The following is a 23,778-nucleotide window of genomic DNA, read 5'->3' as shown; positions in this document are numbered from 1 at the left end:
ACTCTGATTTCCACTGACTGCTCCTGGATCAACATCGCGGCGGCTCAAAAGCCACCATCTTCGCCCAAGGGGGTCAGATTTACCTCGGCGTCAGGGGGTCAGTTTTACATCGGCGGTGACACCCACTTCAGGTTTCTATCCGCGCGGCCCGTGCGGGCCGCGACCCGACAACGGCTCGGCCATCCGACTGCCCGAGGCGGTTTCTATCCGCGCGGCCCGTGCGGGCCGCGACGACGTTGCCGGTAAAGGTGGTGTTGTTGATGTCGTTTCTATCCGCGCGGCCCGTGCGGGCCGCGACGCAGCCCCTTTGTCAAGTTGGCTACGGCCTTGTCGTTTCTATCCGCGCGGCCCGTGCGGGCCGCGACCCGACCCCATGGCCCAGGACATGGCCCGCGCCTGGGTTTCTATCCGCGCGGCCCGTGCGGGCCGCGACGCTGGGCGTGGCTCAGGACGAGGTAGCCAGGCTCGTTTCTATCCGCGCGGCCCGTGCGGGCCGCGACACGTTGGGCTGCTGGACCGGCCCATGTTCGTGCTGGTTTCTATCCGCGCGGCCCGTGCGGGCCGCGACCCCTGGGTGCTGGTATTCACCGGGCCGTCGAACAGGTTTCTATCCGCGCGGCCCGTGCGGGCCGCGACCGGCGCAGCACCATGTACCGCACACGGCGGATGATGTTTCTATCCGCGCGGCCCGTGCGGGCCGCGACCTTGACGGGCGCGTGTACCGCATGCGTGCGCGATGGTTTCTATCCGCGCGGCCCGTGCGGGCCGCGACCCTCAGACCACTTGGGGTCCCAGCGGTCGACTGAGTTTCTATCCGCGCGGCCCGTGCGGGCCGCGACACTACCTGGGTGCGCTGCAGTCGATCTACCTCAACGAGTTTCTATCCGCGCGGCCCGTGCGGGCCGCGACCCTGGACCAGCAGCTTGGCGGTATTGCCCGTCTTGTTTCTATCCGCGCGGCCCGTGCGGGCCGCGACGTTCTCAGCTTGTCGACTTCCTGGGTGAACTCATTGTTTCTATCCGCGCGGCCCGTGCGGGCCGCGACGCGGGGTCTTCGACGAGCTGCAGGCGTCGTTCGATGTTTCTATCCGCGCGGCCCGTGCGGGCCGCGACCTAGGGTCAGCTCCGATCCATCATCGGCGCGACGGAGTTTCTATCCGCGCGGCCCGTGCGGGCCGCGACCCTCGCGCTCTTCGTGGAGAAGCACACCGCGCTCGTTTCTATCCGCGCGGCCCGTGCGGGCCGCGACCACCATCCAGGTTGTCGATAGCGTCTTGAGGGGGTTTCTATCCGCGCGGCCCGTGCGGGCCGCGACGATCACCTGGGCGGTTCGCACGTAGTTCTCGAAGGCGTTTCTATCCGCGCGGCCCGTGCGGGCCGCGACGTCTACGCTTCCAGGTAGTTCGGTTCCTCGCCCTTGTTTCTATCCGCGCGGCCCGTGCGGGCCGCGACGCTAACGTCGACCTCGAGATGCTCGGCCACACCATGTTTCTATCCGCGCGGCCCGTGCGGGCCGCGACCAGCGCCTGAGCGACGAGCGCCTTGGCAGCCGCCAGCGTTTCTATCCGCGCGGCCCGTGCGGGCCGCGACCTCATGAGGTCATTGGAGGTGGCGGCGCAAATCCCGTTTCTATCCGCGCGGCCCGTGCGGGCCGCGACCCACCCCTATGCCCGTAATCACACCGCAACCCTGTTTCTATCCGCGCGGCCCGTGCGGGCCGCGACGCCCTCACCGGAGCCCTGGCATGATCGTGGGAATGTTTCTATCCGCGCGGCCCGTGCGGGCCGCGACGCAACGGCAACGCCGGCAGCGGCGGCAGCTCGGCACGTTTCTATCCGCGCGGCCCGTGCGGGCCGCGACGCGCGGCGGGTGATCTGCTGGATCTGGTGATCGTGTTTCTATCCGCGCGGCCCGTGCGGGCCGCGACGCTGTGTCCTTGATGGTGAGGCTGGTTTCTTTTTTGTTTCTATCCGCGCGGCCCGTGCGGGCCGCGACGAGGCGCCGGCGCTGGCGGTGCTGGGCTTCGATGTTTCTATCCGCGCGGCCCGTGCGGGCCGCGACCGTCTGCGTCTGCATCTTGAGCGTGTCGATGCTGCGTTTCTATCCGCGCGGCCCGTGCGGGCCGCGACGCGGGTTGAGCCGGTATTCGTTGGCGATGGACATGTTTCTATCCGCGCGGCCCGTGCGGGCCGCGACTCACTCAACTCAAGCCCTGCCCCAGTCGCCTGGAGTTTCTATCCGCGCGGCCCGTGCGGGCCGCGACTCGCTGCCATCGGCCTGGATATCGACGATGCTCTCGTTTCTATCCGCGCGGCCCGTGCGGGCCGCGACCTCAGGGCGACCTGTCCTTCCTGCATCTTCCTGGTGTTTCTATCCGCGCGGCCCGTGCGGGCCGCGACCTTCGCCTGGGTGGACGGCACCACGGTCCACAGCGTTTCTATCCGCGCGGCCCGTGCGGGCCGCGACCTTCGCCTTGGCTACCTCGCGCTCATATGCGGCGATGTTTCTATCCGCGCGGCCCGTGCGGGCCGCGACGGTTGGCGCCATAGACGTGCAGAGCGATGTGGTGGTTTCTATCCGCGCGGCCCGTGCGGGCCGCGACCGCTTGCCCGCCTCGATAGCGGCCTTCCAGGTGGGGTTTCTATCCGCGCGGCCCGTGCGGGCCGCGACGACTTCCCTGATGTGCCAATCGCCCCGGGCGTGCCGTTTCTATCCGCGCGGCCCGTGCGGGCCGCGACTCCAGCTCGTGGAGCGTGGCCAGGCGGCAGGAGAGTTTCTATCCGCGCGGCCCGTGCGGGCCGCGACAGCTGTTGAGCGCCATATGGGCTCGAATTGGTTCAGTTTCTATCCGCGCGGCCCGTGCGGGCCGCGACGCGTCGCTATCGTGGTACTGGTGAGCCGCCTCCTGTTTCTATCCGCGCGGCCCGTGCGGGCCGCGACATGGATTGTCCTGATGGGTCGATCATCATGATCGATGTTTCTATCCGCGCGGCCCGTGCGGGCCGCGACCACACCCACGGCCCACACGGCACCGATAGCTCCTGTTTCTATCCGCGCGGCCCGTGCGGGCCGCGACGTCATCGCAACATCGATTTTATATTGACGTGCCAGTTTCTATCCGCGCGGCCCGTGCGGGCCGCGACACAACCTGCTGGGCTAGCGCGGCAGAGCTAGCCAGTTTCTATCCGCGCGGCCCGTGCGGGCCGCGACTCCGGCAACAGCATGAAGCGTCTGATATCGTTGGGTTTCTATCCGCGCGGCCCGTGCGGGCCGCGACTCACACTCACTCACGTCATTCCTGAGATAAGGGGTTTCTATCCGCGCGGCCCGTGCGGGCCGCGACTGTTCCCTTATAACGCTTTGATGGAGCAGGTGAAATGCCTATAGTTCTGCGAAATAGGACTCAGCAGCAGGAAATACTGCCTGGCTTTGATGGCCAGGCATAATAAAAGGAGAAAAATCAAATTGTTAAAGAGCCGCGAACCTGCCAGGAAAACCCAGGACGCTTATGGTTCGCAGAACAGGAGGGAAACTAGAAAACGAGGGGACCATTCATATCCAAGGCAGGCTTTGCGCCAATATGCTCAATACGATTCTTCCAGTTCTTTCCCAGGAAGTAGAAGCGCAAGCTATCCACTTCATCATCGATCAGATCGATTAGCCGCTGTCGAAGGCGAACCCATTGGTCAGGATCGACTTCGATCTCGAAAACCGAGAATTGCACTCGCTGCCCGACATCACGGCAAGCCTTGGCAACCCGGCGCAACCTTCCTTCGCCACCCTCTGATGACGTGCTGACGTCATAGCTGACCAGAACCATCATCGCTGCACTCTCCTAGTCGAGTCACTTCCATAAGAAGGGCGGGTAGGCATCCAGGTCGCCGCGCAGATGGCGTGCCAACAACTGAGCCTGCAATATCGGCAGCATGCCAATCGGAGCCTTCTCGCCGATAAAGGCGTGATTAAGTTCTTCGCGCTTCCTCTCCTGATAGGCGGTCAGTACCGTCTTGCGCGCATCGTCGGTCAAGACCACACCACCGCTTTCAGCAACCGTGAAGTCCTTCTCTCGTAGTTGGCGACGATTGACTAGAGACAGCGCCAATCTATCCCCCAGCAGGGGCCTGAACTCCTCGGCAAGATCGAGTGCCAAGCTGGGCCGGCCGGGGCGATCCCGATGAAGGAATCCCACTGCCGGGTCCAGCCCTACGCTTTCTAGCGCCGAACGGCAGTCGTGGGTCAACAACGTATAGAGGAAGGACAACAGCGCATTGAGGCGATCACGCGGTGGACGACGGTTGCGGCCAGTAAAGCGGAAGACTTCACCATCGTGGCGAACGAGACTATCAAAGACGCCGAAATAGACCTGTGCGGCTTCGCCCTCCAAGCCACGTAATCCATTCGTCGTGGGTTCATGCAATAGATCCCGAGCGATCCGGCTTAGGCGGGTACGCGCCCTTTCCAAATCTTCTCGCTCAGGCGGCTCCAGCTTGCTACCGTAGTCTCGAAGCCCTCTGGCGATTACCGCACGCTGGTTATGCACCTTGCCAATCAACAGACCGCGAACGATATCAGCACAACCAACCCCGTCATCGCTGGTGCGATACTGTGCACGCCTCAGCAGCACATTGCCTGACACCGGCCCCTCGATACGTGCAAGAAACTTACCGTTGGGGGTCAGGTGGGTAATGGTGACTCCTTGCTCGGCACAAAAGCCCATCAATGGTGGAGATACCAGCACCCTGCCGAAGCAGACCAGTGATTCGAGCATATGAATGGGAAGTCGTGCCCGCTCCTTGCCCTCGACATCCATGACCACATTGGCTCCATCCTTCTTGAGCCAAGCCCCCTCAGTAGTGATGTAGAGTGTATTGAGCTGGCGGCGCATATGATTCACTCATCCAGAGATTGAATTTGACGCTCCAGCCAGCGGCCTGCCGATCTCTGCTTACCCATGACCTGAGGTTGGCAGGCATCTATCAGCGAGCAGTGGTCGCAGCGCTTTGGCTCGTAGGTAGCGGATGGCGTACGGTTGCTATCGAAGAGGGCACGCGTCTCTGCGATGATTCGCAAGGTCAGTGTCCGAAGCTCTTCGTCGAACGTGACGGTCTTTCTCCTCCGGGTCTTGCCGTAGTACAGCGCGCCCTCCTCGATTCTGAGGCTCAGCATCTCCTCCAGGCACAGCGCCTGGGCGCAGAGTTGTACTTCATCGGCTCGATGCGCCTTGGGCCGGCCACGTTTGTATTCTATGGGCCTCACCACGTGAGGTTGCCGGGTTTCGTCGAACTCAACCACATCGGCAACTCCGGTCAATCCCAGCACCTCACTGGCCAGCGGAAGCGCCATCGCGGTATGAATGCCGCGCCGGCGCTCATGGCCCAGGTGGTCGGCCCGCTCATGGAGAATGCGCCCTTCAGCCGTATAGCGGTTCTCCTCCCACTGCTGTTCGAGGTGAATCAGCGCACACTGGCGCGGGCAGAACAACATGTGCTGCAGCGCCGAGAGCGGGACCGGTCGAACGTCATCCTCCATCCCATTCGCCTACAGCTTCTCGTCGACGCTGACACCGGCCGGCAAGGCCTCTGCATCGACAGAGACGCGATAATCGCTGTAATGACGGGCTGGCGTGTTCTCCTCACCTTCGACACGCTCGACTTTTACGCTGTCGAACAGCAGGTGTGCCGGGGCATTACCCATCGGGTTATCGTGCTTGAAGACGATCAGCTTGCGCGCCGACATTTCGCCACGAGCAGCGGAGCGGTCATGCTCAAACATATTGACCAACGCGCGCCACAGCAGCTCGAGATCATCGTTCGAGAAGCCGGTACGCTCAGCGAGCTTGGCCGATATGTAGCCGTGGGCACGATAGAGGCCATAGGGAATGATGTGTTTGCGGCCCATGGTGCGCTCCTTCTCCAGATCGCGCTCATTGGTAACCGCCATTCGGGTAATCGAGACTTCCATCGGCACGACCGGGTCGATAGAACTGGCAAAGGCCATCTGCACTGGGCCGCGTACTTGGCCAGAGTTGACCTCGGTGGTCATTACCGCACCGAAGGTGCGAACATCGAAGAAATTCCGGCACATCCATTCCGTCAGCGCCCGAGCCTTTTCCACCTCTTTGGGCAGCTTCTTGGGCTCGGGTTTGATGTCGAGCGCATCATAGGCCTTCTTATGCTGGTTATTGAGTACTGATTTCTCCTGCATATAGATGGCGTAGCCGGCTTCTTCTTCCTTCTCCAAGGCGACGTAGTTACGGATCTTGCGCTTGAGGCAGACGTCTGTCACCAGCCCCTGGTTCGTTTCAGGATCGAGCCGGGGCAGGTTGCCTGCATCCGGATCCCCGTTGGGGTTGCCGTTGGTGACGTCGAACAGCAGCACGAATTCGTAACGGTTGGCGATGGCGGTCATTCCATATCTCCCGGGCTAGCCTCATCAGCATTCTCTTGTTGACGAGTCCATTTCTGTTGATAATAACCAATAGCAAACTTTCCTTGCTCCTGAATAGAAAGATGCTTAGGAAATTCCGCTGGCAGCTTTTTCATTATCTCACCCATTTTTTTCTCAATAGCATAGGCGACATTTTCTCTCTTATCTTTTCGTATCCTAGAGAAATGGTGAACAACGCCTCGCGTCAGCATTGGAAACACATTCGCCGGGGTAGCTGAAGCCGCACCATAATAACGGTCACGTATTGTAGCGTTGACTTCTTTACCTAGGGCTTCTCGCTGAGCATTCTCCAGTTCAGCAAACAGCCTTCCTAATAAGTAACTGGCATTGGTGCAATGTTGATCGAGACTCACGGGCACCTCCTGATAGTTGAAATTCGAGTTCGCTGCGAGTCGTGCATCTCGTGCGAGTACAGCCTTGCAAAGCGCCACGCGCAGGCCAGTAATGCCACCATCGCTGCGAAAGCGCATCACTATGTTGTTCAATAGGGACTGAGGATAGCGACACCCGGTAAGGACGGAGCGCATCATCTCGCCGGCTAGTTGTGGCAGCACATCTTCAGCTTTTGGCCAGTCGCCATGAATGGGGGCTGTCTGCAGAGCAAGCCGCCTCACACCCGGCATCACCCCTTTCCAAGGGATAGGCTCCAGCAGCATATCTTTATGATGTTGGGCATAGTGCTGAGCCAGGCGCTCCAGACTATCCACATACCAAAAGCGCACCGATAAGCGAGCAGCGTTAGGGGCAAGCCCGAGCACAAAGAACTGGGTATCCGGTTCCAACAGCGGATCCAGCTCCTGCAAAGGACGCCCTTGAGAAATATCGGTCAGCAAGGTACCCAGCTTGGCAGCCTCTTGCTCATCACTGGGCGGCTCATTGAGCATGGCGAAAAAGCCCTCGGCCGCCTCAGCATGTGCCGCATCCCTGGCTCTGGCCCAGAACACCACCGTGGCATCGCCGATCTGGAGCCGTTGGCGATTATCGGCATCACCTCTCAGCAAGTAATTCAGCGCCGTTGAGTAGCCAAAGATGGCTGATTTGGAAATCGAGGCGTTTTGATTCTTGCTGTAGCCGTAGGATTCATAAGCATCGCTGTTAAACGAGACGAGCGATGCGCCAGACGACTGTGCATCCCTGACGCCTCGAATTGCGGGGTGGTCGGTACCCAACGGGGCGATCTCACCAGTGATCAAACACTGCCCTAATTCCCCTTCACCACTTTCCAGCGCAGCGTCCCATAGCCGTCGTGCTTCATGGTTCTCATGCAAATACTGTCGCTGACCATCGAGCCGGAAGATGACATTGGTGTCCAACACTTCTTCGCTATAGCCAGGAATATCGATGAGTTGCTCTGGTATCCATTGATCGAGCAGTCTAAGAAAGGCGATCAAGTAGGGATCATCACTCTCGCCGAAGAGAGCGCGCTGACGTTCCTTGAATGCCTCATGCTCATCCATCAGTCGCTTGCCTTCACCGGCAGAGGCACCGAGGGCATACGCAGTCTTATCCCACAGCGGATAGGCGTGGATTCCCGAGGTACGACGTTTGTCCACAGGCACCTGGCAAGGGCTTGGTCGAGGCTTCTTGCCGGTGGTATCACGCAGATCGATGATCTGTAGCGGCTTTCCATCTTGGGAAAATACTAGGCAGAAACTGACTTTCTCACTACTGAAGCCAGGCAGTGGCACTTTGTTTTCATCAGCCAGTCGCTGATAGTAATCGTTCAGAGCGGTCAGGATCATGCCAATGCCTCCTCGAAAGGCGGCACCTCGATCACGCCGTTCTGCATCCTGGCGCGAAAGTAACGTGGCATCTTGCCATTGGCGAAGTCGATATCATGCAACATGAAGCCGAGATCACGCTCCCCGTTTAGCTGTGGATCGACCTGTGGCATGTCAACCTCGGCTTCGATCAACTCAAATGCAGCTGGGAATTCTCGCGTGCCCAGGCATGGCATGTGGAAGCACTGTCCTTGGCGGGCACGGCGATTGAAGATGTCCAGATGCTTGCCGGGCGTATCGCTCTCGTCGGCACGCGAAGTGAACTCGAAGTGAGCCTCAATCACATAGCCCACATCGCGCAAAATGGTGGCAGCACGCTGTTGCCGATTCTGGTCAACGAAATAAGCCACGTCGTCGACACGCCCCGCCTTCATGGCCTTGGTAACGGTCGAGGCAGGCAGCTTTCCCGCGACTTCGTTGCGGCGCAGCGATTCGAATCGGATCGGTTTCAATACATGGATGCGATCCACGCACCAGCGAATCGCCGGCTTCCAATGGATAGCTTCCAGGATGCCTCGCGCTGCGGACGGCGTGATCACATCGTAGGAGACACGCTCGACTTTCATCTCAGGCCGAGTAAAGCAGGCCCGCTCCCCCCAGATATGCAGACGAACCCCATATGTCATCCGCTGCTCCTTAATTTGCTTGCTATGTTTTGTCGATGCCTCACCAGACATTGGACTCACTGGCTCGGAAGGTCGGATCACTCCAGTTCAGCCCAAGCCGCTTGTCGTAAAGGTCTTCGTTTATCAACACCATGAATTGCTCCCCGAACTTGTCAGGCTTAACAGCCGAGATGGCGCCAACCCGCTCCAATGCAGCAAAGCCTTGGCGTGGAACCTGTACGGTGTAGGGTTGCAGCTTGCGAGCGATACCACCGACTCCTTCGGCATGCTCTAGATCTCTCAGCGCGGCTCGGGCCTTATCGTCGAAGGGAATGATGACGGCACGCTGGTTGTTCTCGATCATGCGAAACTTCTGCTCGAGGGTTTCGAAGGGAAGTCCATCGAGACGGCCATCCTCAATCAACTTCAAAAGACCATGCCGGTCTAGCCGCTGTGGCCCCTGCTGCCAATACAGTAGGCGGAAGTAGGCCTCTATCGCTGCCAACGACAAAGGGTCATCTCCGTGATGCCTGAGCACTTCGACAGTAGCTTGAGCGAACTGCTTGAGTTCAGGAGGAGGCTCCCACTCTTCATTGACTGTAGAAAAGATCAACACCTCACTGTCGCCAACGGCACGCTTGCCTTCGCGATTACAGCGCCCAGCCGCCTGGGCGATGGAGTCCAGTCCTGCCTCGGCACGCAAGACGCGCGGGAAGTCGACGTCCACCCCTGCTTCTATTAGGGACGTCGAAACTACCCGGCAGGGCCTCCCCTGTTCCAGAACTTGGCGTATTTCGGCCAGTATCTGGCGACGGTGCACAGCGCACATCGAGGTGGTGAGATGATAGGCACCAGGCTGCTGGGCTATCGACTCGTACAGAGCCCGGGCGTGACGACGGTTATTGACGATGCATAGCACCTGATCGGTCGCGAGCAGTTGATCGCGAAGCTCCTCATCCGTCATGGGGCCAACATGACGCACTTGGACACGCTCCAGTTGCCGATAGAGCTTTTCAGGCTCTGGGGCAAGTTCCCTCAGATTTCGCAAACCGCCTTTGAAACTACTTTCAGGAACGTCGGTTTCGGCCAGGGCCGGCTGAGTCGCCGTACACAGCACGACACTGGTGCGGTAGTTCAGCGCTAGTTCGTCCAGTGCTGTCACGCTGGGCCGCAGCAGCGGCAAGGGCATGGTTTGGGCCTCGTCCAGGATCACCACGCTGTTAGCAATGTTGTGCAGTTTGCGGCAGCGTGAAGTCTTGGCAGCAAAGAGACTTTCGAAGAACTGTACTGCCGTGGTGACGATGATCGGTGCATCCCAGTTTTCGCTGTCGCGGCGCAACTTGTCGATACTTCGCTGGTCGCGCTGATTGTCAGTGTCGAAGGCGCTATGGTGCTCCAACACTGCCGCCTCGCCATACTCCCCCAAGGCATGACGAAACACCGCAGCGTTCTGCTCGACGATACTGGTGAAGGGAATCACATAGATCACTCGGTCCATACCGTGGGCAATGGCATGGTCGAGAGCGAAAGCCAGCGAGGCCAGCGTCTTGCCTCCACCGGTTGGTACCGTCAGCGAGAATCTACCTGGCGTGAGCGCGGCTTGTGAACATACATGGGAGAGGATTTCTCCTCGCAAGCGATTGACGAAGTTGTCCGGCTTACTCGCCTGCAGGGTCTCTAGGTGCTCATCCAGCGACGCACGCAAAGCCTTGAGGGCTGGACCACCACCCCGTTCGCGGGGCAAACCGCTATCATGCTGAGCATAGAAGGTCTCGGTATCAATGAAATCGGCATCAACGAGGCAGGAAAAGAGCATCCGTGCAAGGAAGGCTGCCTGAAAAAACTTGCGGTCGCGTAGGGAAGTAAAATCCGCTGGTAGAGATAACGTATCGGGGAGCGTAATTTCTTGCTGCCACAACGGGTCGAGAGGGGGCAAGTCTGCTTCTAAGCGGTTCTTCAGCGGCGTACGTTCGCCGCTATCCCGCCCATTGGCCAGCCCAGCATGGTGGCCAGCAATTAGATAGGCCAATAGATGGCCAAGCTGCGGATATTTCTCGATGGCGACATGGGCGCCTGCCGTGGAGTGGTCAACGCGCTCCGGCGAACCTTCCAGACGCCGCTGGAAAGGCACAGTGTACTTGCCAAGGTCGTGCAGCAAACCCACTGCCTCGCCCCATGGCGCGGCGCCAAACCGGCTCGCTCGTTGAGCTGCCAGTCGACCCACTGCGTTCAGATGCCCTGCTAATGGCTGCCAATGAGCTCTGTCGACATCCTCAATGGAGTGCGCATAAAACATGCGTTCCCTGCCTGTCGTATTTTTCTAGTCCTTTTAGACAAGCATCTATCGTAACTTTTCGCTACAAAAAATTATTCTTAAATTGAGGCAGATCATAACTCTCAAACCACCTCCGCCACTTCCTCGAACGCCAGCCTCGGCCCCCTCGGGCGCTGAGTTTTCGGCTCCCCCACGCCGAGGTTGACCAGGAAGTTGCTCTTGTAGCGGCCGTCCGGAAAGAACTCTTCGTCGACCATGTCGTGGTCGAAGCCGCTCATGGGACCGACGTCGAGCCCCAGCATGCGTGCGGCGACGATGAGGTAGGCGCCCTGCAGGGTGCCGTTGCGGCAGGCGGTGTCGCTGGCTTTGTCGGGGTTCTCGGCGAAGCGCTCGCGGGCATTGGGCGATTGCGGGAAGACGGTGGGCATGTGTTCGTAGAAGCGGGTGTCGATGGCGACGATCACGGTGGCTGAGGCTTCGTGGGCCTTGTCGCGGTTGCCTTCGGAGAGCGCCGGGATCAGGCGCGACTTGCCTTCCTCGCTCACCACGAAGACGTAGCGCGCCGGCTGGCAGTTCATCGAGGTGGGCCCCCACTTGAGCAGGTCGTAGAGCTCGCGCAGAGTGGCCTCGTCGATGGGCTCGTGCTTGAAGCTGTAGTGGGTGCGCGCTTTGCGAAACACGGTATCCAGCGCGGTGTCGTCGAGGGGCTGACGAGGCATTGAACTCTCCGGTTCGAAGTGGGCTCAGCTAACTTTACGCGTTCGTTACCGGCCGGTCACGACCGGTTGTGCGAAGCGTTATCCATTCAGCCAGACGATCCCTGCGTTGAGGTAGCCCGCAAAGCTGACCCAGGCCAGGTAGGGCACCAGTAGCCAGGCAGCCAGTGACGAAATGCGGGCAAAGCGACGAATCGTCAGCAGCAGCAGCCCCCACAGCAGCACGAGATCGAGCAGGGCGAAAACCATCAGGTTCATGCCGAAAAACAGCAGCGACCATAGCCCGTTGGCCACCAACTGGGCGACGAAGGGCCATAGCACCGTGACCCGCTGCTCGGGAGAAACCCGCAGCGTAACCCGCCAGGCGGCTATCGCCATCAGCAGGTAGAGGATCGTCCAGACCACCGAGAAGACCCAGCCGGGTGGTGTGAGCGGCGGCTTTTCGAGCTCGGCATACCAGGCTCCGGGCGAGGTAAGCGCCCCAATCATGGCCACGAGGGCGACCACCAGCAGCCAGCCGAGAAAGATCATCAACGAGTGACGGGGGGCGACGGAAGGGACTGTCATGCGCAACTCCTTTTGCTCGATGTCGCCAGTGGAACGAAGCGGTTACCCCCGGCCTGAACCATACTCTAGACCAGAGTAGCGATATTCAAATATGCCCGGGACGGCACAACGCCATGACCCTCCGGTTTGACGACTTCGAACTCGATACGGCGCACTATGAGCTGCGTCGACACGGCGAGCTGCGTCGCGTGGAACCGATGGTGTTCGATCTCATCGTGCATTTTGCCCATCATCCGGATCGGGTCTTCAGTCGCGACGAACTGATCGAGGCCGTGTGGGCGGGGCGGATCGTCTCGGACGCTACCGTCGCTTCCTGCATCAAGCAGGCACGGCGCGCGCTGGACGACAGCGGCGACACCCAGATCTATATCAGGACGGTACGCGGCCGAGGCTTCCGCTTCACCGCGAGCGTGACCGAAACCGACGATGATGCCTCTGAGCGTGTCGCGGTTGCCGCTTCCCCGTCCTTCGGCAGCGACGATCCCGCCCTGCTCGTTCTTCCGCTGCGTGCATTGGCCGACGCCCCTGAGCTCAATCGGTTTGCCGATGCGCTGACCGGCGAGCTGAGTTCCATCCTCACGCGGATACCGCTGCTGCGCCTGAGCGCCCGGGGCGGACAGTATCTCGACCGCCCGGTGACACCGGCCGCACGCGAGCTTCACGAGGCGCTGGGGGTCGATTACGTCTTGGAGGGCAGCGTGCAGCCCTGGCCCGACGGGGGCGCGGAGCGGATGCGCGTGACCGTGCATCTGACCGATGCCAAGGCCGGCTTTCGTCTGTGGGCCGAGACCTTCACCCTGGTCGGCCCGGTGGGCGAGGCCCTCGACATCGGCGTGCCCATGATCATCGCCAAGCTGGAGCCACAGCTGCACCGTGCCATCTATCGCAAGGTGAGCAGTCTCGATGGCGAGCGCAGCGCCCGCCAGCTCTATCTCGAGGCCAGCGGTATCCTGGCGCTGCAGGGTTGGCATCCGGAGTCTTTCTCGGCGGCGGCGAATCTGCTGCGGCGCAGTTGGCGGCTGGAGCCGGGCTTCGCCCTGGCGGCGGCCTATCTCTCACTCGTGCGTGGGCTGGGACATCGCTTCGATCTGATGAGCGATCACGAGCAGGCATGGGCTGAAGCGCTCGATGCCGCCGAGTGCGCGTTGCAGCTCGATAGCATGGACTCGACCGTACTCGGTCACGCCGGGTGTGCGTTGGCCGATATCGGTTATCCCGACCGCGGCGTGCCGATGCTACGCAAGGCCCTGGAGATCAATCCGGCCAACGCCCAGGCCTGGGCGGCATTGGGCTCGGCGTACCTGGCCGGCAATCGTCCGGTGGAAGCGGTCGCTCACCTGCGCCATGGCATTCGCATCAGCCCGCTCGACAGCCGCCTGTCGATCTGGGGCTCGGTACTCGCCATTGCCTATCTGCTCCTCGGCGACCGCAGTGCTGCCCGCGAGCAGGCCGAACTCGCCTGCCAACGCGACGACCGCTGCTATATGCCTCGCATCGTGCTGGCCGCCATCCACCGGCTCGATGGCAGGCAGGAGCTGGCGCGCCAGGCGCTGGAAGATGCCTATCGCATCAAGCCTGACCTGACCCTCAAGCAAATTGCGGCGCTGGTCGGGCAGAAGCACGGCATGCGCTTGGTGGCACTGTAGCTGCAACCCCGACTCCCTCTCCCCACGCAATTCCCCACAAATCCCCATGCAACCCGCAAGCCGGCGGTACGGGCTCTGCATAGGCTGAGCTTGTCGCTCGGAAGCGCCCATTGCGGGTAGAGCGACGACAGCACTGAGACAATCCACCCAAGGAGTTTTGCCATGACTCTCACTACCACGCTCGGGTCGCAGGCCGCCGGCCCCGATTACGCGGCGATCAAGGCCAAGCAACAAGCGGTTTGGGGTGCCGGCGACTACTCACGTATCGGCGTTACCCTGCAGATCGTCGGCGAACAGCTGTGCGAAGCCATGGACCTGCGCGCCGGCCAGTCCGTGCTCGACGTGGCCGGCGGCAACGGCAACGCTTCGCTGGCGGCGGCCCGGCGATTCTGCAAGGTCGTCTCCACCGATTACGTGGAAGCGCTGCTGGCCAAGTCCGCCAAGCGCGCCGAAGCGGAAGGGCTGGCGATCGACTACCGGACGGCGGATGCCGAGAGCCTGCCGTTCGCCGACGCCTCTTTCGACAACGTGGTCTCCACCTACGGGGTGATGTTCACGCCCAACCAGGGCCAGGCCGCCGCGGAGCTGCTCCGGGTATGCCGGCCCGGTGGCAAGATCGGTCTGGCCAACTGGACCCCGGCGAGCTTCATCGGCCAGCTGTTCAAGACAATCGGTCGCTATGTGGCGCCGCCCACGGGGGTGAACTCACCGGCGGCGTGGGGCACTCGGGAGTTTCTCGAGACCCACTTCGGCCCGCACGTACAGAAGATCGAGGCTCAGCCCAGGTATTTCACTTTCCGCTACCAGTCGCCAACGCATTGGTTGGATGTGTTCAGCACCTACTACGGGCCGACGCTGAAAGCGTTCGAATCGCTTGATAGCGAAGCCAGGCAGGCGCTGCGTTCGGAGGTCCTCGCTCTGATCGAGGCTCACAACCGTGCCACGGACGGCACCATGGTGGTGCCCTCGGAGTATCTGGAGGTGGTCATTACGCGTTAAGCGGCCACACATCACTCCCCCGCCGGGAGCGGCATATTCGCGCTCCCGGCATTGCTTTCATGGCGTAATGACTCATCGCGCTTTTCTTCTCGCGCTTTTCTCTTCGGGCTTTTCTTTGCTCGGCTACTTTTATAAAACAAAAGATCACTTTTCCCTTATCTGACAAGGAATCCCCTCATGCTTCGCCGTTCCTTCCTGCCATTTGCGAGCGCCATGCTGATGCTCCTCGTTTCTTCATTGGCCCTGGCCCAGCAGCCCAGCCAGGAGTACCAGGCCTACGAGGACGCCCTGGCCCGGGGCGAGCGCCATGCCAACGTGTGGCAGTACGGCTGGGCGGGGGTGTACGCCTCTACGCTTGCCGTGAACGTCTATCAGGCCAGCGAGTCGGACAGCCGCGATACTCGTTACGATGCCAGAGTGGGCGCGGTGAAGTCGGCGCTGGCGCTGGCCGGTACGCTGATGGATCGCCAACCGCACCCGGCAGCTCGGCGTCAGTTGAGCGAAGGCGGTGGCGATATCGAAAGTGCGCGCCGGCTGCTGCATGAGGTGGCCGCAGAGGAGCGCCAGCGCCGCAGCCTGGAGGCGCGCCTCGGCTCTCTGCTGGTGAATACGGCCTCGGGCCTGCTGATCGGTGTGGGCGACGGCCGCGGCCGCGATGGGGCGATCAATTTCGCCACCGGCATGCTGGTCAGCGAGCTGCAGCTGCAAACTCAGCCGCGCCAGGCTTCGGTGGCGATCAATCGCTTCCAGCCGGCCCGGGTCTCGTTCGGCGACATGCATCTTGAAGGCGAGTATGCCTGGCTGGTGACGCCCAATCAGGTGGGCGTGGCGCTGCGCTATTGAAGCAAAGTGAAAAGAAGAAAGGCACCTGGCCCGCTCGGGGCCAGGTGCATAGCGTAATCACGCGACAGCGTTTGTCGACTGCTTCAGCTGAGTACCTTGATGGGGCCATGATCGTCGCAGTGATCCCCGTGGGGATGGTGCAGATGACCATCCACGAGGTAGTCGATGTGATCGCCGTGGGGCACCGGCTCATGACCGCAACCGGGGCCATGCACATGGTTCGGGTCGTGCCCGGCGCACTGATGCGCGGGGGTGCAACGGTCGGGGTTGGTGTCCGATACCTCGATCACGTGCTCGTCGACGTGATCTTGATGCGGATGATGCAGGTGTCCGTCATGCAGGTAATCGGTATGACCATTGTGTTCGATGGCCGTATGGCCGCAGCCCGGGCCATGTTCGTGATCGTGGTGGGGATGCTTCTGGCAGCGCATAGCGACCTCCTGAGTCGGGCAACTTACCTCCGCCAAAGCGCAAATGTCTGGCCAGGCGGGCGATAGCGTTTCGTCTTCAATATGGTAGCTCACAGCGAGCTCGGTCAAACGCAGCCTATCATTTATGTTATGATATAACATATCTAACAACCCTTTGGCCTGCCCCATGCTCGATACGCTGCTCTGGTGGCTGACGTCACCCTTCGACTATGCCTTCATGCGCCGCGCCCTGGTCGCGTCATTGGCTCTCTCGCTTACCGCACCGATTCTCGGCGTGTTTCTCACCCTGCGCGGCATGAGCCTGATGGGCGAGGCACTGTCGCATGCCATTCTACCGGGCGTGGCCGTCGCCTTTATGCTGGCCGGCTTCTCCCTGCCGCTGATGATGGCCGGCGGCGTGCTGGCAGGGCTGATTACCGTTGCCCTGGCCGGTGGGGTGACGCAATTCAGCGGACTCAAGGAGGACGCGGCCATGGCCAGCCTGTTCCTGGTGGCCATGACCTCGGGGGTGCTGATCGTGAGCCTGTCGGGGAATGCGCTGGATCTCGGCCATGTGCTGTTTGGTAACATACTGACGGTGGACAGCCGCACGCTGATGCTGGTGGCGGTGGCCAGCAGTGCGATAATGATCGGTGTGGCGGTCGCCTTTCGTGCTCTGGTGGTGGAGTGCCTGGATCCGCAGTTTCTGACGCTGCAAGGGCGGCATGCCGGCTGGACCCATGCTCTGTTCATGATGATGGTGGTACTGAGTCTGGTAGTGAGCTTTCAGACCCTGGGCACGCTGATGGCAGCCGGCCTGATGCTGCTGCCCGCCGCCGCTGCACGCTACTGGAGCCAGCGGCTCGAGGGCATGATCGCCATTGCCGTCTGCATTGCCCTGGCTGCCAGCATGGTGGGGTTACTCGCGTCCTACCACGCCGGCCTGCCCTCCGGGCCTACGATCATTCTGCTGGCAGGGCTGGTGTACATCATGTCGATCGTGCTTGGTCCTTATCACAGTTTGCGAGCGGGCCGAACCCGACCCAAAGCGGCTTTATTGGCGCAGCGTTCACAACTGATTCCTTGAGCGGTTCCCTTTTGCTGTGAACGCTGCATACTGCCGCCCTGGATCAGTTGGTCCACGGTCCTGTCTGATGGGCTAAACTTTACCGACTGTTTTGTAATGTTATATCTTAATCTGTTTCGTGAGGGGGCATGTATGGCACACCGCACGCACCGGCACCGCCCCGAAGGGCCATGCCATTTTTCATTGATGTCGCTTTCCGCCACGCGCCGCCTGCTGCTGGCTGCCGCGCCGCTGGGTGTGCTGTGGTTGGCCGTTTCCTGGGCAGCAGGATGGTGGGGCTGATGTCGGAAGCGCAGAGCTCGCGCCTGGAGCTACGCGACCTGCAGTTGGCTCAGGCCAACCGCACCGTGCTCGAACACGTGAACGGGAGCTTTCGCGATGGCGCCATCACCGCTTTGGTGGGAGCCAACGGCGCGGGTAAGAGCACGCTGATACAGGGCATCATGGGCATGCTGCGCCCGGTAGCGGGCAAGGTGGTGTGCTCGGTACCCAAGGAGCGCCGTGCCTGGCTGCCACAGCAGTTGGCGCTCGATCTTACCTTCCCCATGAGCGTGGAAGAGCTGGTGATGACCGGCAGTTGGCCGAGCCACGGCGCGCTCACTGGGTATTGCGCCCGTCACTATCGCCGTGGGCGTGAAGTCATGGCGCGCCTGGGCATCTCCCACCTGGCCCACCGCCCGCTTGGCGAGCTTTCCGGCGGCCAGCGTCAGCGTGCGCTGATCGGCCGAACCCTGATGCAGGAAGCGGAGCTGCTGCTGCTCGACGAGCCGTTCGCCAACGTCGACGTGGAAACCGTCGAGGTGCTGATGACGGTACTGCATGAGATGGCCGACAACGGCACCACCATCATCGTGGTACTGCACGACATGGAGCAGCTCACGCGCTTGGCCGAAGAGGTGGTGGTGCTTCATCAGGGGCATGCCCGCTGGACCACGGCCCAGGCGGTGCTTCACAGCCAGCCGACCGCCGCCGAATCGGCCCGCCTCGCCCTGGGCATGCCGGGGGTGGGAGCATGATCGAACTGCTTCACGAGTGGCTGATAGCCCCCTTCGATTATGGCTTCATGCGGCGCGCCGCGGTGGCCGGCCTGGCGCTGTCGCTGGCGGCGCCGCCCATCGGCGTGTTTCTGATGCTGCGCGGCATGAGCCTGATCGGCGATGCCATGGCCCATGCCATTCTGCCCGGCGTGGCGCTGGGCTTTCTGCTCGCCGGCTTCTCGCTGCCGGCCATGAGCCTGGGCGGCGTGCTCTCGGGGCTGCTGGTGGCCATGCTGGCGGGCAGCGTGTCGCAGATGACCGGCCACCGGGAAGACTCGGCCATGGCCAGCTTCTTCCTGATCTCGCTGGCGGCGGGGGTGATGCTGGTCTCGCTGGGGGGCAGCAGCGTCGATCTCACCCATGTGCTGTTCGGCTCGATCCTGGCGGTGAACACCACCGCGCTGCTGCTGATCGCGGCGATCAGCAGCGTGATCGTCTTCACCCTGGCGCTGATCTTCCGTGCCCTGGTGGTGGAGTGTCTCGACCCGCTGTTCCTGCGCGGCCAGGGCATGCAGGGTGGTCTGGTGCACGGCGTCTTCCTCGGCCTGGTGGTGCTCAACCTCACCGCCGGTTTCCAGACCCTGGGCACCCTCATGGCGGTGGGTTTGATGATGCTGCCAGCCACCACCGCACGCTTCTGGAGCAAGCGCCTGGAAGGACTGATCGGCACCGCCATTCTGCTCGCCATGCTGGCCAGCACCGGTGGGCTGCTGCTCTCTTACCACCTCAATATCCCTTCCGGCCCGGGCATCATCCTGCTGGCAGGCTTGGGCTACATGCTCTCCGCTTTGTTCGGCCGGCATCACAGTCTGCTGGCCAAGCTGAGGCGGCGCGCCGCCCCGCTTGGCTCTCCGGAGCCACTTTGAACGAGCACGACAATATAAACCCTTCACGGAGGACTTCCATGCGACACGTTACACCAGCACTGATCATTGGCACTTCAGCCATGCTGGCACTGCCGGCTGCCATTGCCGCCGAGCGCATTCAGGTCGTCACCAGCTTCAGCATCCTGGCCGACATGGTGCAGAACGTGGGCGGCGAGCATGTGGAGGTCACCTCGCTGGTCGGCCCCGACAGCGACGCCCATGTCTATTCCCCCACCCCGCGTGACGCCCGTGCCCTGGCCGATGCCGATCTGGTAGTGTTCAACGGCCTGCTGTTCGAAGGCTGGATGGAACGGCTGATCGATTCCAGCGACTACAGCGGCCCGCTGGTAACCGCCACCGACGGCATCGACAAGCTAGATTATCACGGTCATGACCACGGGCATGCGCATGGCCATGACCACGGGCACGACCACGATCACGACGACGGCCATAGCCATGACCACGATCATGACAACGGCCACAGTCACGACCACGAGCATGACAACGGCCACAGTCACGACCACGAGCATGACAATGGCCACAGTCACGACCACGAGCATGACAATGGCCACAGTCACGACCACGAGCATGACAACGGCCACAGTCACGACCACGAGCATGACAACGGCCACAGTCACGACCACGAGCATGACAACGGCCATAGCCATGACCATGACCATGACAACGGTCACGACCATGAGCACGGCGATTACGATCCACACGCCTGGCAGGACCTGGCCATGGGCAAGGTGTACGTCGGCAACATCCGCGACGGTCTGATCGAGGCAGACCCGGACAATGAAGCAGCCTATCGCGAGAATGCCGAGAACTACATCAACGAGCTGGCGGCAACCGACGCCGAAATCCGCGAGCTGATCGGCGAGATTCCCGCTTCCACCAGCGTGATCACCGGCCACGACTCCTTCGGCTATTTTGCCAATGCCTACGGCCTGCGCTTCCTCTCACCGGTGGGACTTTCCACCGAGGCCGAGCCCAGCGCTGCCGACATGGCACGGCTGATCGACGTGATTCGCGAGCAGAACGTGCGCGCCCTGTTCCACGAGAACATGACCAGCCCCGCGGTGATCAACCAGCTCGCCGAGGAAACCGACCTTGAGGTCGCCGGCACGCTCTATGCCGACGCCCTGGCAGCCGAGGGCGAGGCCAGCACCTACCTTGGCATGATGCGCCACAACGCCCGTGTGCTACATGATGCCCTGGCGGATCATGACGGCCATGACCACGACCATGAGCACAGCCACGATCACGGCGATGACCATGATCACGGCGATAACGGTCACGACCATAGCCATAGCCACTGAGGTTCACCCCAGTGCTGTCCACAGGGGGCGCCGGCGGCGCCCCTTTTCTTTGTCAGAATCTCAGCCCGCCATCACATTCGATGATGCGTCCGGTGAAGTAGTCGTTGTCGAAAACGAATGCTACGCTCTGGGCGATGTTGTCGGCCTCGCCCAGGCGTTTCAGCGGCACGGAGCCGGCAATTCGTTCGTACATGTCGGGGCGCATGGCGGCCGTCATGGGGGTCTCGATGAACCCCGGCGCCACCGTGCCCGTACGAATGCCGTACCGGGCCAGCTCCTTGCCCCAGGTCACCGTGAGCGCATGCACGCCCGCCTTGGCGGCGGCGTAGTTGCTCTGGCCCATGTTGCCCGCGCGGGAGATGCTCGAGATGTTGACGATCACGCCTCCTTGCCCTGCCTCGACCATTTGCGTCGCCGCTTCGCGGCCGCACAGGAAAACACCGGTCAGGTTCACGTCGATCACTCGCTTCCACGACGCGAACGACATGCGCTTGGTGACGACGCCAGCTTCCGCCTTGAGCAGCAGCGCGTCGTCGGTGATGCCGGCATTGTTGATACAACCCGCCACCGGCCCCAGCCGCTGGGCAATATCGGCAAACGTCTCGATTACCGATGCCTCATCGGCAACGTCCAGCGGAAAGGCATGGGCCGTGATGCCTTGCACCGTCAGCGCGGAGACCGCCTCATCCAGGATTTCTGCACTTTTGTCCAACAGCGCGACGCTTGCACCCTGGCTGCCGAGGCGCTGCGCCATGGCATAGCCGAGCCCACGAGCGCCACCCGTGATCGCAATGGTTTTGTCGTTGATTTTCATGTCATTCGTGACTCATCGTTGTCTTAGAAGCCGACCTTGTCGGCGCCTTTCAGCTGCAGCATTTCGCGAGCCTCGTCGGGTGTCGCAATCTCCAAGGAGAGCCCTTCGAGGATCTTGCGCACCTTGGTCACCTGGCTGGCATTGCTCTCGGCCAGCTTGCCCGGCGCGAGCCACAGCGAGTCTTCGAGGCCGACCCGCACATGGCCGCCCATGGCGGCGGACTGGGCGGCAATGCGCATCTGATGGCTGCCGGCGCCCAGCACGGACCACGCGTAGTCGCTTCCGAACAGGCGATTGGCGGTACGCCGCATATGCAGCACGTCTTCCGCATGCGGGCCGATGCCGCCGAGGATGCCGAACACGCTCTGCACGAACACCCGCCCGTCGATGAAGCCGCGGTCCATGAGATTGCGCAGGTTGTAGAGGTGGCCGATGTCGTAGCATTCGCACTCGAAGCGAGTGCCGCTCTCGGCGCCCAGCGTCATGGTCTTCTCGATGTCGGCAAAGGTGTTCTTGAACACCAGGTCGCGACTCTTCTCGAGGTGCTCTACCTCCCACTCGTGCTGAAAGCTGTCATAGCGCTTGAGCATGGGGAACAGGCCGAAGTTGATCGAGCCCATGTTCAGCGAGGCGAGCTCGGGCTTGAATTCGATGGCCGGCCGCATGCGCTCCTCCACGCTCATGTGCGGGCTGCCGCCAGTGGTGAGATTGACGACGGCGTCGGTAGCGCTCTTGATGCGCGGCAGAATCCGCTCGAAGACCGCCGGATCCTGGGTGGGCTTGCCGCTGTGCGGGTCGCGCGCATGAAGATGAAGAATGGCAGCGCCGGCCTCGGCGGCGGCGATACCCGCCTCGGCGATCTCCTCCGGGGTGACCGGCAGGTGCGGTGACATGGAAGGGGTGTGGATAGCGCCGGTCAGGGCGCAGGTGATGATGACCTTGCGTTGCGATGCCATGGAAAATTTCTCCAGCTAGGTGAGGTCCAGAAGCGATAGGTGCAGGACCGATGGGCCATCGGGAGCCGTTGCGATAAGGCACGGCTTCGCCGTCTGGCCCCGGAAATTCCGGTGCCAGCGTCAGGCGCTGCCTGAGGTGCCGCTTACAGTGATTCGACGTTGGCGCAGACGCTCAGCGCTTGGCCCGAGATGTTGGCGCCGGCGGGAGCGGACAGGAACAGCGCCATGGCGGCGATATCCGTGGGCTCGACCATGCGCTTCATGGAAACTCCGGAGAGGTATTCCTTCTCCATCTCGGCGTAGCTGAGTCCGCACTTGGCGGCCCGATCCGCGATGACTCTCTCGATGCGCGGTCCGCGAACGATACCGGGCAGAATGGCGTTGACCCGCACTCCCGCAGTGCCGAGCTCCGAGGCCAGACTCTTGGTCAGGCCGACGATGGCCCATTTGCTGGCCGCGTAGGGCGTGCGATAGGCGAGGCCCAGACGGCCGGCCACCGAAGACATGTTGATCAACACCCCCTGGCTCTCGCGCAGCAGCGGAACGGCCCGATGCGCAACCCGGTACTGGCCGTTGAGATTGATGTCGATGGTGCGGGTCCAGGCGTCCTCATCGATCTCCTCGATGCCGGCGGTGGGCCCGGCGATACCGGCGTTGTTGATCACCACGTCGAGCCCACCCAGGGCCGCAGCATCCTGAAACAGCCTGTCCACATCCGCTTCCCGGCTGACGTCGGCCACGGTGTGGCTGATACCCTCGGGCAATGCCGCCAGCGCCTGGGTATCGATATCGCAGACGTGCACGCGAGCGCCCACTTCGAGGAAGGCCTGGGCCATTGTCAGGCCGATGCCGTTGGCGCCGGCGGTGATCAGCACTCTGAGTCCCGGGCGCGGCATCAAGCTATCTATCACTTTCATCGTCAGTTACTCCATTCAATCTCGAGAGCGAGCCGGCTCAGCTGCCCATCAGCAGCGAAGGCAGGCCGGTGATGAGCACCGGGAAGAACGCCATCAGCACACAGGCCAGCACGATCAGTGCACAGAAGGGAATCACCGCCTTGTACAGATCGACGATCTCCACTCCCTTGGGCGCCACCCCTTTCAAGTAGAACAGCGCATAGCCGAACGGCGGGGTGAGGAACGAGGTCTGCAGCACCACCGCCACCATCACCACGAACCACAGCACGTCCACGCCCATCTGATTGACGATCGGCAGCATGATCGGGAAGCTCAGCAGCACGATGCCGGTCCAGTCGAGGAACATCCCCAGCAGGAACACTAGGAACAGCATCAGGATCAGCGCCCCGGTGGTGCCGCCGGGCATCGCCAGCACCAGGTCGCTGATCACGGTCATGCCGCCGCCGCGGGAGAACACCCCGGTGAAGGCGGTGGCGCCGACCAGCACCAGC

Annotated in this window: 22 protein-coding genes and 1 CRISPR repeat array; of the genes, 8 read left to right on the top strand and 14 right to left on the bottom strand. The window is 61.9% G+C overall.

Translation table 11 applies throughout. From position 1 onward, the window contains the following. Positions 1 to 131: 131 nt before the first annotated feature. A CRISPR array of direct repeats spans positions 132 to 3,342; the repeat unit is 33 nt; unit sequence GTTTCTATCCGCGCGGCCCGTGCGGGCCGCGAC. A gap of 189 nt (positions 3,343 to 3,531) precedes the next feature. From cas2 to HOP58_RS22175, 9 genes are all read right to left on the bottom strand, one after another. Continuing rightward, positions 3,532 to 3,822, bottom strand: a complete 291-nt coding sequence (cas2, locus tag HOP58_RS22215; RefSeq protein WP_010626372.1) for a CRISPR-associated endonuclease Cas2 — start codon at positions 3,820 to 3,822, stop codon at positions 3,532 to 3,534. A gap of 21 nt (positions 3,823 to 3,843) precedes the next feature. Continuing rightward, the gene (cas1c, locus tag HOP58_RS22210) at positions 3,844 to 4,884 is read right to left on the bottom strand and encodes a type I-C CRISPR-associated endonuclease Cas1c (protein ID WP_234261773.1); all 1,041 of its coding nucleotides are present in this window, start codon (positions 4,882 to 4,884) and stop codon (positions 3,844 to 3,846) included. 5 nt (positions 4,885 to 4,889) lie between these two features. Next, entirely contained in the window at positions 4,890 to 5,528 is a 639-nt protein-coding gene (gene cas4, locus HOP58_RS22205; RefSeq protein ID WP_267963561.1) for a CRISPR-associated protein Cas4, read from the bottom strand. A gap of 9 nt (positions 5,529 to 5,537) precedes the next feature. Further along, positions 5,538 to 6,407 (bottom strand): type I-C CRISPR-associated protein Cas7/Csd2, encoded by an 870-nt coding sequence (gene cas7c, locus HOP58_RS22200; protein ID WP_103969723.1) that lies wholly within the window; start codon positions 6,405 to 6,407, stop codon positions 5,538 to 5,540. Beyond that, positions 6,404 to 8,188, bottom strand: coding sequence for a type I-C CRISPR-associated protein Cas8c/Csd1 (cas8c, locus tag HOP58_RS22195; protein WP_234261769.1), 1,785 nt, complete (start codon positions 8,186 to 8,188; stop codon positions 6,404 to 6,406). The genes cas7c and cas8c overlap by 4 nt, the downstream gene beginning before the upstream one ends. Beyond that, a complete protein-coding gene (gene cas5c, locus HOP58_RS22190) occupies positions 8,185 to 8,853 on the bottom strand; it encodes a type I-C CRISPR-associated protein Cas5c (RefSeq protein WP_234261768.1) in 669 nt (222 codons plus the stop codon). The genes cas8c and cas5c overlap by 4 nt, the downstream gene beginning before the upstream one ends. Before the next feature lie 40 nt (positions 8,854 to 8,893). Beyond that, positions 8,894 to 11,128, bottom strand: coding sequence for a CRISPR-associated endonuclease Cas3'' (locus HOP58_RS22185; protein ID WP_234261767.1), 2,235 nt, complete (start codon positions 11,126 to 11,128; stop codon positions 8,894 to 8,896). A gap of 101 nt (positions 11,129 to 11,229) precedes the next feature. After that, entirely contained in the window at positions 11,230 to 11,826 is a 597-nt protein-coding gene (locus HOP58_RS22180) for a malonic semialdehyde reductase (RefSeq protein WP_234261766.1), read from the bottom strand. 78 nt (positions 11,827 to 11,904) lie between these two features. Beyond that, positions 11,905 to 12,390 carry a TspO/MBR family protein gene (locus HOP58_RS22175; protein ID WP_234261765.1) on the bottom strand — a complete coding sequence of 162 codons (486 nt, stop codon included), beginning with the start codon at positions 12,388 to 12,390 and terminating at the stop codon, positions 11,905 to 11,907. A gap of 113 nt (positions 12,391 to 12,503) precedes the next feature. Here HOP58_RS22175 and HOP58_RS22170 point away from each other — a divergent pair, with 113 nt between their 5' ends. The 3 genes from HOP58_RS22170 to HOP58_RS22160 all read left to right on the top strand — a co-directional run bounded on the left by HOP58_RS22170 (position 12,504) and on the right by HOP58_RS22160 (position 15,878). Then, positions 12,504 to 14,036 carry a winged helix-turn-helix domain-containing protein gene (locus tag HOP58_RS22170; protein ID WP_234261764.1) on the top strand — a complete coding sequence of 511 codons (1,533 nt, stop codon included), beginning with the start codon at positions 12,504 to 12,506 and terminating at the stop codon, positions 14,034 to 14,036. A 162-nt stretch (positions 14,037 to 14,198) separates the two neighbouring features. Further along, positions 14,199 to 15,035, top strand: a complete 837-nt coding sequence (locus tag HOP58_RS22165; RefSeq protein ID WP_234261763.1) for a class I SAM-dependent methyltransferase — start codon at positions 14,199 to 14,201, stop codon at positions 15,033 to 15,035. Positions 15,036 to 15,212: 177 nt separating this feature from the next. Beyond that, entirely contained in the window at positions 15,213 to 15,878 is a 666-nt protein-coding gene (locus HOP58_RS22160; protein WP_234261762.1) for a hypothetical protein, read from the top strand. An 83-nt stretch (positions 15,879 to 15,961) separates the two neighbouring features. Here HOP58_RS22160 and HOP58_RS22155 read toward each other — a convergent pair whose 3' ends face one another. Continuing rightward, positions 15,962 to 16,309, bottom strand: coding sequence for a hypothetical protein (locus HOP58_RS22155; protein ID WP_234261761.1), 348 nt, complete (start codon positions 16,307 to 16,309; stop codon positions 15,962 to 15,964). A gap of 166 nt (positions 16,310 to 16,475) precedes the next feature. Between HOP58_RS22155 and HOP58_RS22150 the strand changes: the two genes are divergently transcribed. From HOP58_RS22150 to HOP58_RS22130, 5 genes are all read left to right on the top strand, one after another. Continuing rightward, positions 16,476 to 17,375, top strand: a complete 900-nt coding sequence (locus HOP58_RS22150; protein WP_234261760.1) for a metal ABC transporter permease — start codon at positions 16,476 to 16,478, stop codon at positions 17,373 to 17,375. Between the two features lie 132 nt (positions 17,376 to 17,507). Beyond that, complete coding sequence (locus HOP58_RS22145; protein WP_162832591.1) at positions 17,508 to 17,657, top strand: hypothetical protein; 150 nt, start codon at positions 17,508 to 17,510, stop codon at positions 17,655 to 17,657. Next, positions 17,657 to 18,391, top strand: coding sequence for a metal ABC transporter ATP-binding protein (locus HOP58_RS22140; RefSeq protein ID WP_010626359.1), 735 nt, complete (start codon positions 17,657 to 17,659; stop codon positions 18,389 to 18,391). The genes HOP58_RS22145 and HOP58_RS22140 overlap by 1 nt, the downstream gene beginning before the upstream one ends. Continuing rightward, positions 18,388 to 19,278 carry a metal ABC transporter permease gene (locus tag HOP58_RS22135; RefSeq protein WP_010626358.1) on the top strand — a complete coding sequence of 297 codons (891 nt, stop codon included), beginning with the start codon at positions 18,388 to 18,390 and terminating at the stop codon, positions 19,276 to 19,278. The genes HOP58_RS22140 and HOP58_RS22135 overlap by 4 nt, the downstream gene beginning before the upstream one ends. 38 nt (positions 19,279 to 19,316) lie before the next feature. Next, complete coding sequence (locus HOP58_RS22130; RefSeq protein WP_234261758.1) at positions 19,317 to 20,600, top strand: zinc ABC transporter substrate-binding protein; 1,284 nt, start codon at positions 19,317 to 19,319, stop codon at positions 20,598 to 20,600. Positions 20,601 to 20,652: 52 nt separating this feature from the next. Here HOP58_RS22130 and HOP58_RS22125 read toward each other — a convergent pair whose 3' ends face one another. The 4 genes from HOP58_RS22125 to HOP58_RS22110 form a co-directional block, all read right to left on the bottom strand. Next, entirely contained in the window at positions 20,653 to 21,414 is a 762-nt protein-coding gene (locus tag HOP58_RS22125) for an SDR family NAD(P)-dependent oxidoreductase (protein WP_234261757.1), read from the bottom strand. A 23-nt stretch (positions 21,415 to 21,437) separates the two neighbouring features. Next, on the bottom strand, positions 21,438 to 22,370 hold the full coding sequence (locus HOP58_RS22120; protein WP_010626354.1) for a 3-keto-5-aminohexanoate cleavage protein: 933 nt from the start codon (positions 22,368 to 22,370) through the stop codon (positions 21,438 to 21,440). Between the two features lie 143 nt (positions 22,371 to 22,513). Further along, the gene (locus HOP58_RS22115) at positions 22,514 to 23,287 is read right to left on the bottom strand and encodes an SDR family oxidoreductase (protein WP_234261756.1); all 774 of its coding nucleotides are present in this window, start codon (positions 23,285 to 23,287) and stop codon (positions 22,514 to 22,516) included. 37 nt (positions 23,288 to 23,324) lie between these two features. Continuing rightward, on the bottom strand, positions 23,325 to 23,778 hold a 454-nt coding region (locus HOP58_RS22110; RefSeq protein WP_234261755.1), incomplete at its 5' end, for a TRAP transporter large permease subunit.

This window comes from Halomonas sp. MCCC 1A11062 (genome assembly GCF_021404355.1).
Taxonomy (GTDB): Bacteria; Pseudomonadota; Gammaproteobacteria; order Pseudomonadales; family Halomonadaceae; genus Halomonas; species Halomonas aerodenitrificans.
This window is presented reverse-complemented; position numbering and strand designations above follow the sequence as displayed.

Excerpts from the sequence above, each read along its gene's own strand:
- cas2 (WP_010626372.1), bottom strand. The coding sequence starts at position 3,822 with ATGATGGTTCTGGTCAGCTATGACGTCAGCACGTCATCAGAGGGTGGC.
- cas1c (WP_234261773.1), bottom strand. The coding sequence starts at position 4,884 with ATGCGCCGCCAGCTCAATACACTCTACATCACTACTGAGGGGGCTTGG.
- cas4 (WP_267963561.1), bottom strand. The coding sequence starts at position 5,528 with ATGGAGGATGACGTTCGACCGGTCCCGCTCTCGGCGCTGCAGCACATG.
- cas7c (WP_103969723.1), bottom strand. The coding sequence starts at position 6,407 with ATGACCGCCATCGCCAACCGTTACGAATTCGTGCTGCTGTTCGACGTC.
- cas8c (WP_234261769.1), bottom strand. The coding sequence starts at position 8,188 with ATGATCCTGACCGCTCTGAACGATTACTATCAGCGACTGGCTGATGAA.
- cas5c (WP_234261768.1), bottom strand. The coding sequence starts at position 8,853 with ATGACATATGGGGTTCGTCTGCATATCTGGGGGGAGCGGGCCTGCTTT.
- HOP58_RS22185 (WP_234261767.1), bottom strand. The coding sequence starts at position 11,128 with ATGTTTTATGCGCACTCCATTGAGGATGTCGACAGAGCTCATTGGCAG.
- HOP58_RS22180 (WP_234261766.1), bottom strand. The coding sequence starts at position 11,826 with ATGCCTCGTCAGCCCCTCGACGACACCGCGCTGGATACCGTGTTTCGC.
- HOP58_RS22175 (WP_234261765.1), bottom strand. The coding sequence starts at position 12,390 with ATGACAGTCCCTTCCGTCGCCCCCCGTCACTCGTTGATGATCTTTCTC.
- HOP58_RS22170 (WP_234261764.1), top strand. The coding sequence starts at position 12,504 with ATGACCCTCCGGTTTGACGACTTCGAACTCGATACGGCGCACTATGAG.
- HOP58_RS22165 (WP_234261763.1), top strand. The coding sequence starts at position 14,199 with ATGACTCTCACTACCACGCTCGGGTCGCAGGCCGCCGGCCCCGATTAC.
- HOP58_RS22160 (WP_234261762.1), top strand. The coding sequence starts at position 15,213 with ATGCTTCGCCGTTCCTTCCTGCCATTTGCGAGCGCCATGCTGATGCTC.
- HOP58_RS22155 (WP_234261761.1), bottom strand. The coding sequence starts at position 16,309 with ATGCGCTGCCAGAAGCATCCCCACCACGATCACGAACATGGCCCGGGC.
- HOP58_RS22150 (WP_234261760.1), top strand. The coding sequence starts at position 16,476 with ATGCTCGATACGCTGCTCTGGTGGCTGACGTCACCCTTCGACTATGCC.
- HOP58_RS22145 (WP_162832591.1), top strand. The coding sequence starts at position 17,508 with ATGGCACACCGCACGCACCGGCACCGCCCCGAAGGGCCATGCCATTTT.
- HOP58_RS22140 (WP_010626359.1), top strand. The coding sequence starts at position 17,657 with ATGTCGGAAGCGCAGAGCTCGCGCCTGGAGCTACGCGACCTGCAGTTG.
- HOP58_RS22135 (WP_010626358.1), top strand. The coding sequence starts at position 18,388 with ATGATCGAACTGCTTCACGAGTGGCTGATAGCCCCCTTCGATTATGGC.
- HOP58_RS22130 (WP_234261758.1), top strand. The coding sequence starts at position 19,317 with ATGCGACACGTTACACCAGCACTGATCATTGGCACTTCAGCCATGCTG.
- HOP58_RS22125 (WP_234261757.1), bottom strand. The coding sequence starts at position 21,414 with ATGAAAATCAACGACAAAACCATTGCGATCACGGGTGGCGCTCGTGGG.
- HOP58_RS22120 (WP_010626354.1), bottom strand. The coding sequence starts at position 22,370 with ATGGCATCGCAACGCAAGGTCATCATCACCTGCGCCCTGACCGGCGCT.
- HOP58_RS22115 (WP_234261756.1), bottom strand. The coding sequence starts at position 23,287 with ATGAAAGTGATAGATAGCTTGATGCCGCGCCCGGGACTCAGAGTGCTG.